Origin of the sequence: Limnospira sp. PMC 289.06, from assembly GCF_032350395.1 — a bacterium.
In the GTDB taxonomy this organism is placed as follows: Bacteria; Cyanobacteriota; Cyanobacteriia; order Cyanobacteriales; family Microcoleaceae; genus Limnospira; species Limnospira platensis.
In genome coordinates this window covers 7,184-11,438 of sequence record NZ_JARPLC010000088.1, presented here as the reverse complement: position 1 = coordinate 11,438, position 4,255 = coordinate 7,184, and the positions used below count along the sequence as shown (strand labels likewise).

The window sequence follows — 4,255 nt, the reverse complement described above, 5'->3', positions numbered from 1 at the left end:
TCGCTACCAAATCTAATTAACAGTAGAACCCGCCCCTACGCGATCGCACTGTCTCGGAGGGCGGGTTTATTCATCTTCTTGCTACCAAATCTAATTAACAGTAGAACCCGCCCCTACGCGATCGCACTGTCTCAGAGGGCGGGTTTATTCATCTTCTCGCTACCAAATCTAATTAACAGCAGAAACCGATAGATAGGGCGGGTTTATTCATCTTCTCGCTACCAAATCTAATTAACTGTGGAACCCGCCCCTACATTATTTCTGGGCTATTAATTATTCATTGTGAATAACACGATATAATAAAATTTGCTTGGAAATGCGAACCAATTGATAATTTCCCTGTTCTATTAAAATAGGATAATCTCCCGGTTGTAGTCCAATTCTGGCTAAATCCTTAGCGCGACTAACTACCAGGGCTGTGGGTGATTCTGAGGTGTTTTGCAGAACATTAAGGATATGCAAGAGGGGTTCACCTTCCGCCCTAAAAAAGTCGTTGATTCTAAAAAAATGGACGGGCTGCTGAGAATAGAATACTACGGTAGGTTTAGCAAATCCAATCATCCATAACTCTTCCTGGGGCTGCTGGAAAGTCGCCAAGTTTTGGGCAATATTTTTTAGAGGGATTTGTCGGTATTCATCGACCAAGAATAAGCCGGGTATAAACACCATATTAAAGAATAAAATAAAGCCGATGAGGTTGGCTGTAAGAATTAGTCGCCACTGATGACGATCGCCTATTAACCAAGCTATTAAAACAGCGGTAGCTGTCCAGATTATACCACCTTTTATGGGTAAGCCAGAGTTATTAACTACTGATGCTAAATCTTCAACGGCTGGGTCGGGTCCGATAAATTGGGGGCTGTAAATAATGGCGATCGCTAAAACGACTAAAAACAGGATATTAACTAATACTGTATTGAAAAACCAGCGATTTTTACGATTAATATAACTGCTATTTTTGCCGAATTCTTCTCCCCAAAAAATGCCGATTAAAATTGCCGCCGCAGGCATTAAAGGCAGCACATAACTAGGAAGTTTAGTAACGGCGATAGTAAAGAATACAAAAATACAGGCAAACCACACCCAAGCAAATAAACCCAATTGCTGATTTCTGGGTTGATTAATCCATTGATTACGTCGCCAAAATTCCAGCCTATATATGGCTATGGGCAAATAAATAGACCATGGTAAAAACCCGATTAAAACCACGACAAAATAGAAATACCACGGCGCACTATGACCATTTACAACACTGGTAAATCTTTGGACATTATGATACCCAAAAAACGAATCTATATAGTCTTGACCATTTTCAATAATTACCAAAATATACCAAGGGACGGTAATTAATCCGAAAATAATCCCACCCCAAATCACTCCCATTTCTGGCAAAACTGACCACAGGCGATTTAAATAAGCCAGAAAAACCACCACAATTAATCCGGGGATAACAATACCGACAGGACCTTTAGCTAATACGGCTAATCCTGTGAAAATATAGAATCCTAAATACCATCTATTCGGAAATTGCCAGTGACAACAATTTTTGAGTTTATCTACGAAGTTAATAGCCGGATTATTATCCGATTCTTTGGTAGTGGCATATCCCCAAAAAAAGCTAAATAGACTCAAGCCCATACAGCCACTTAATAACATATCAGAAACCCCCTGCCGCGCCCAGATGAGAGTTTGTAAATTCAAAGCCACTAAGGCAGTAGCTATCCAAGCAGAAGGCTGAATCTCAGCAAATTTGAGATATTTATGGGTAGTCGATCCGAATTTTTTTAGAGTCAAAAAACAGCCAACCATTAAAGCGATCGCCGATAGAGCAGAAGGCCATCTTACCGCCCACTCATTCACCCCAAAAATATAATAACCCAGGGCAATTAACCAATAAATTAAAGGAGGTTTATCAAAGCGAGTTTCCTGATTAAAATAGGGAGTAATCCAATTACCGGAGATTTTCATATGACGGGCGGCTTCAGCAAATAAAGGCTCTGTTTCATCTACTAAACCCACACTACCAAGATGCCACAGAAAAGCCATAATGGCGATCGCCACTAACCCAGCCATAGATAAAATCCACGCCGACCCAGGATGACGACCCCACCTCATAAAAGTTTCCCCAATATTTCCAGTTAACTTCAACCCGTCCAACTCCCAGAATCTGATCTACAACCCCTTAATTTAACAGCCTAACTCAGAAATCGGTGTACTCTGTGGAAAATGTACAATTTTGATCAACATTTCACACCGAGGACGAATGAGAAAAGCCCTATTTCCGCCCTATTCTTTACCGGTAATCATTTTCCTAACTAGCTTAGTCCTATTTTTTTGTAGCAGTTGGCGACACGCCATATTTCAATCCAACGCCTTCGATTTAGGAATTTTCGATAATGGCATTTATCTAATTAGCCAAGGCGAGAAACCCTTTGTCACCTTTCGGGGTATCCACATACTCGGCGACCATGCCGCTTGGATTTTATACCCCATAGCGCTCCTTTACAAGCTATATCCCGATGTACACTGGCTGTTTGCAGTCCAAGCCATAGCCCTATCAGTCGGGGCGATACCAACCCAATGGCTGGCTTTACAGGCGGGTTTAAAGCCAACCCAAGCTAACTTAATGGCGATAGTTTATTTGCTATATCCCCTGATTTTCAACGTCAACTTATTCGACTTTCACCCAGAAGTTATCGCGCTTCCTCTGTTATTGGTCGCCGTTTATCAAGCCAGGGCGAAACAAGTCCTGTGGTTTTCCCTAATAGTCCTGGTAATTTTGGGCTGTAAAGCGGTCCTGTCCCTAACGGTGGCGGCTATGGGAGTTTGGTTATTCCTATTTGAAAACCGGCGTAGATGTGGTGCGATCGCCATAATTTTAGGGCTGACATGGTTTATAATCGCCACAGGTATGATTATCCCCCACTTCAGCGGCGGTCAACCCGAAGCCGTCGCGCGATATGGGGAATTGGGTAACTCAGTCACAGAAATCGCCAAAAACCTCTTCTTAAAACCCCGACTGGTGGCGCGACAACTCTTCACATTAGCCAACTTAGAATATCTCCTGCTATTGATACTTCCCCTGCTGTGGGGACTCTCACCCCGCCATTTAACCCCCATCATCGGCGCATTACCAATTTTAGCCCTTAACCTCCTTAGCAGTAGCCTCCAACAAAAAAACCTCACCCAGCATTATTCTCTCCCCATACTGCCATTTTTGCTACTGGCCGTAATTTCTGCCCTACGGGGTAACTCCTATTGGCTACGCCACCCCCGCCATATTATGTTATGGTCTCTAGTGGCTTTCTTGGCTTTAGCTAAATACGGTTATTTTTGGTCGCGATATCTCCAACATTTTGACACCGTTGCAGCCTCCAGAGAAGCTGTCGCCCTCGTTAACAGTCCCGGAAGCGTTTTAACTGCGGACCATATCGCCCCCCACCTTACCCACCGCCAGATTTTGATGTTGGCTACTCAGGGGGCGGAAAGTTTGGACCTCACCCAGTTTGAGTGGGTCCTACTCAATTCTACTTACCCAGGTTGGAATAGTTCACAGGAACTTGTGGAGGGTCTCATCGTCAAGGTTCAAAATATCCCAGAGTTTCAATTGGGATATAGCCGCGACGGGGTATTTTTATTTCACCGGGACACCTCCCCGAAAAATTAAGATTTTCTCAACCGGAATTTGAATTTTCCGGAGTGATGATAAGCAGGTTAGTATCAAATTCATTAATAACCTATGTCTAGCACTGATTTGACCCCACCTGTTCACAATTATGAGGACATTGCTATTTCCCCGACTCTTCTACCCACAGAAGAAACTACAACGGGGGCTCTGGCTTCTCCCTCCCTGAAGAAGCATCCTCAATTGGTCTCAACTCGGATGATAGAGTATCTGGGCCATGCCTTTTTTATTGTGATGGCTTTGATTGTCATAGACTGTCTACAATACAGGCAACCTATATCAACTGAAATAGGAGTAACTCCACATTTACAAGATTTGCAAATTATCAGACGACTGAAAAATAGATTATTGTAATCTCAAATACACCCCAAAGATTAGGGTCATAATACATCATTTGATACAGCCGAGAAATCGCACTAAACATTACCCTCGCCCTAAATCATTCTCCCCCCCCTCTCCCCTGAGGGCGGGTTTTTTCATCTTCTGGTTGGGAGACGAGGAAGCAGCAGAACCTATGAGGGCGGGTTTTTTCATCTTCTGGTTGGGAGACGAGGAAGCAGCAGAACCTAT

The 4,255-nt window shown here is 43.3% G+C and carries 3 protein-coding genes; 2 read left to right on the top strand and 1 reads right to left on the bottom strand.

The window, feature by feature from the left end:
- Window positions 1-273 precede the first annotated feature (273 nt).
- The gene (locus P5674_RS16775) at window positions 274-2,115 is read right to left on the bottom strand and encodes a glycosyltransferase family 39 protein (protein ID WP_315670109.1); all 1,842 of its coding nucleotides are present in this window, start codon (window positions 2,113-2,115) and stop codon (window positions 274-276) included.
- Between the two features lie 148 nt (window positions 2,116-2,263).
- Between P5674_RS16775 and P5674_RS16770 the strand changes: the two genes are divergently transcribed.
- On the top strand, window positions 2,264-3,667 hold the full coding sequence (locus P5674_RS16770; RefSeq protein ID WP_014276500.1) for a DUF2079 domain-containing protein: 1,404 nt from the start codon (window positions 2,264-2,266) through the stop codon (window positions 3,665-3,667).
- Window positions 3,668-3,739: 72 nt separating this feature from the next.
- Entirely contained in the window at window positions 3,740-4,039 is a 300-nt protein-coding gene (locus tag P5674_RS16765) for a hypothetical protein (protein WP_006615748.1), read from the top strand.
- The last annotated feature ends 216 nt before the right edge of the window (window positions 4,040-4,255 follow it).